Raw genomic sequence first — 3,183 nt, forward strand, 5'->3', positions numbered from 1 at the left:
ACGTTAAAAACACAACATAACTAGCAAATTATTAACAACTAAAGGTGTTTAAACTTCACAAATATTAAAAGTGAGCTTAAACGATCTTCATATAAAGACTTACACCCCATATGATCAATACGATCGTTAATGAAAGTGTTACGGCTGCAGATCCCATATCTTTGGCTCTACCTGACAATACATGCAATTCTGTACTTACTCGATCTGTTAATGCTTCAATGGCAGAGTTTAGCAATTCAACTATTAGAATAATAAGCAGTGAGCTAATTAGTATTGCCCAGTGTAATAATGATGAAGCAAGCCAAAATGAAGTGGGGAATAATATAAGGCTTAGTAATAGCTCTTGTCTAAATGCAGCTTCTTCTTTAAATGCTGCTTTAAAGCCAAGATAGGAGCAATAGGTTGCTTTGAAAACGCGTTTGAGGCCTAAGCCATTTGGTTTTAATACATCTTTCATTAATAAACTCTATGAATGAAGGTCAAAATAAAGCCCCGCACTGCGAGGCTTTTTATTTATGCTACGCCGTATTGATCACGGTAAGCTTTAACTGAGGCTAAATGCTCGCCCATCGTCCCTTGGTTTTCAAGGTAACTAATAAGGTCTGCTAATTTTACAATAGAGATTACTTTGGTATTAAAGTCGCGTTCAACTTCTTGAATAGCTGATAACTCGGCTTTACCTTTTTCTTGGCGATCTAATGCAATTAAAACACCACTAAGGTCTGCACCATTTTGTGCAATAATTTCCATGGACTCACGAATAGCGGTACCTGCGGTAATTACATCATCAACTAGCATTATTTTGCCATTGAGTTCTGAGCCTACTAATGTACCACCTTCACCGTGTGCTTTTTTCTCTTTACGGTTAAAACAGTACGGTACATCTTTATCATGGTGATCTGCTAATGCAACTGCCGTCGTTGTCGCGATTGGGATACCCTTATACGCGGGGCCAAATAGTACATCGTACTCTATCGCTGAATCTTCTAGTGCTGATGCATAAAAACGACCTAAACGTGCTAAGTCACGACCTGTATTAAACAAACCGGCATTAAAAAAGTAAGGACTTATGCGCCCAGACTTTAAAGTAAACTCACCAAATTTTAATACCTGCTTCTCTAGAGCAAATTCTATAAACTCTTTTTGATAATCTTTCATATCTAGTGGCCTACCTATTTATGCTAATGCTTGCTTTTGTACGTCAATGATTTCACGAATAGAATGTTTAGCTAAAGTAAGTAACTCATCTAGCTCATCAAACGAGAAAGGTTCGCCTTCGGCTGTACCTTGAATTTCTATAATTTTACCTGTTTCGGTTAAAATTACATTCATATCAGTTTCTGCTGCTGAATCTTCAATATATTCTAAATCGCTAATTGCTTGGCCTTTGTATATACCTACTGAAATAGCCGCAATCATATGTTTAAGTGGGTTTGAATTAATCATACCCTTGGCACGCATATGCGTTAGCGCATCAACAAGTGCAACACATGCACCACTTATAGAAGCAGTACGTGTACCGCCATCTGCTTGAATTACATCACAGTCGATAGTGATTGTGTTTTCGCCAAGTGCTTTTAAATCAACAGCAGCACGAAGTGCACGTGCAATTAAACGTTGAATTTCCATAGTACGACCGCCCTGCTTACCACGTGCAGCTTCTCGAGCATTACGCGTATGCGTTGCTCGCGGTAACATACCGTATTCAGCATTGATCCAACCTTTACCCTGACCTTTCATGAAACGAGGAACGCCCGATTCGACAGTAGCTGTACAAAGTACTTTGGTGTTACCAAACTCAACAAGTACTGAGCCTTCAGCATGCAAAGTATAATTACGTGTAAATGTAACAGGTCTAATTTGGTTAGGTGTTCTTTCGCTTGGACGCATTGACGATCCCCTTAATTCAGAATTTGCGACATTATAAGTGTATGTGGGTATAGATACCATGCTGATTTAAATAAATAGCTGTATGCAAAATATTCAGTGTATTAAATTTTCCCTAGAGCTTAAGCGGTGTTACGGTATAATCATCGTAATATTGTATTTATAAATTTAGGAAAATATCCATGATCCACAGTATGACAGCTTATGCGCGTCGCGAAATAAAAGGCGATTGGGGAACTGGCACTTGGGAAGTTCGTTCAGTGAACCAGCGTTACCTTGAAACATTTATTCGCGCACCAGAGCAATTTCGTGGCATGGAGCCAGTTATTCGTGAGCGTTTACGCAAACACTTACAACGCGGTAAAGTTGAGGTTTTTTTAAAGTTTGTAGCAAATCCTGCCCATGTTGGTGAGCTATCAATTAACCAAGCCCTTGCTGAGCAACTTATAAATAGCGCGAAATGGGTTCAACAGCAAAGTAATGGCGACATTAATCCTGTTGATATATTACGTTGGCCTGGTGTTATGGAAGCTGAAGAACTTGATATGGATAGCGTTAATACAGCACTAATTGCTGGTCTTGATCAAGTAATCGAAGATTTTAAATCAGCTCGTGGCGATGAAGGTGCAAACCTTGAAGAAATGATAGCAATCCGCCTTGATGCGATTTTAGAGCAAGTAGAAATTGTAGAAACGCACATGCCTGAGATTGCTAAGTGGCAACGTGAAAAACTGGCTCAAAAGCTAGAAGACTTAACAGCAAACATTGACGAGTCGCGCCTTGAACAAGAACTTATTTATCTTGCTCAAAAACAAGATGTAGCTGAAGAATTAGATCGTTTAAAGTCTCACGTTAAAGAAACTAAAAAAATCCTTAAAAAAGGTGGCGCATGCGGCCGCCGCCTAGATTTTATGATGCAAGAATTTAATCGTGAAGCTAACACGCTAGCATCTAAGTCTATCAATAGTGACATCACTACTGCCGCTGTAGAGTTAAAAGTGTTGATTGAACAAATGAGAGAACAGATCCAAAATATTGAATAGTTTTCAGCCAATTATGGCATATTCATAACTTATCGAAACCCGGGCTAGGCTCGGGTTTTTTATTAATACCAATAATATTTTGCATGTTGTTACCAAGCATCTTCGTCTAATGTGAGATTCTCACCTTCAAATCACTCTTTATTTTAGTCATTAAAAAGCCCGAGACTAAGCTCGGGCTTTTTGGTAACAATTAGCTAGGCTAATAATTACGCTACGATAGTTGCTACAACACCAGCACCTACAGTACGACCAC

The 3,183-nt window shown here is 38.9% G+C and carries 4 protein-coding genes; 1 reads left to right on the plus strand and 3 read right to left on the minus strand.

What is annotated here, in order from left to right; translation table 11 throughout:
- Positions 1–76: 76 nt before the first annotated feature.
- Genes GQR38_RS19810 through rph form a run of 3 tightly spaced genes read right to left on the minus strand, consistent with a single transcriptional unit; the run spans position 77 to position 1,890 of the window.
- Positions 77–457, minus strand: coding sequence for a diacylglycerol kinase (locus GQR38_RS19810; RefSeq protein WP_007583384.1), 381 nt, complete (start codon positions 455–457; stop codon positions 77–79).
- A 56-nt stretch (positions 458–513) separates the two neighbouring features.
- Positions 514–1,158 (minus strand): orotate phosphoribosyltransferase, encoded by a 645-nt coding sequence (pyrE, locus tag GQR38_RS19815; RefSeq protein WP_007583381.1) that lies wholly within the window; start codon positions 1,156–1,158, stop codon positions 514–516.
- Positions 1,159–1,176: 18 nt separating this feature from the next.
- Entirely contained in the window at positions 1,177–1,890 is a 714-nt protein-coding gene (gene rph / locus GQR38_RS19820; RefSeq protein WP_002958890.1) for a ribonuclease PH, read from the minus strand.
- 179 nt (positions 1,891–2,069) lie between these two features.
- Between rph and GQR38_RS19825 the strand changes: the two genes are divergently transcribed.
- The gene (locus tag GQR38_RS19825; protein WP_002958889.1) at positions 2,070–2,930 is read left to right on the plus strand and encodes a YicC/YloC family endoribonuclease; all 861 of its coding nucleotides are present in this window, start codon (positions 2,070–2,072) and stop codon (positions 2,928–2,930) included.
- Positions 2,931–3,183: the final 253 nt, after the last annotated feature.

The organism is Pseudoalteromonas sp. c7(2019) (genome assembly GCF_011378625.1).
Classification (GTDB): domain Bacteria; phylum Pseudomonadota; class Gammaproteobacteria; order Enterobacterales; family Alteromonadaceae; genus Pseudoalteromonas; species Pseudoalteromonas arctica.

Coding starts and splice junctions, on each gene's coding strand:
- rph (WP_002958890.1), bottom strand. CDS start 1,890: ATGCGTCCAAGCGAAAGAACACCTAACCAAATTAGACCTGTTACATTT.
- GQR38_RS19825 (WP_002958889.1), top strand. CDS start 2,070: ATGATCCACAGTATGACAGCTTATGCGCGTCGCGAAATAAAAGGCGAT.
- GQR38_RS19810 (WP_007583384.1), bottom strand. CDS start 457: ATGAAAGATGTATTAAAACCAAATGGCTTAGGCCTCAAACGCGTTTTC.
- pyrE (WP_007583381.1), bottom strand. CDS start 1,158: ATGAAAGATTATCAAAAAGAGTTTATAGAATTTGCTCTAGAGAAGCAG.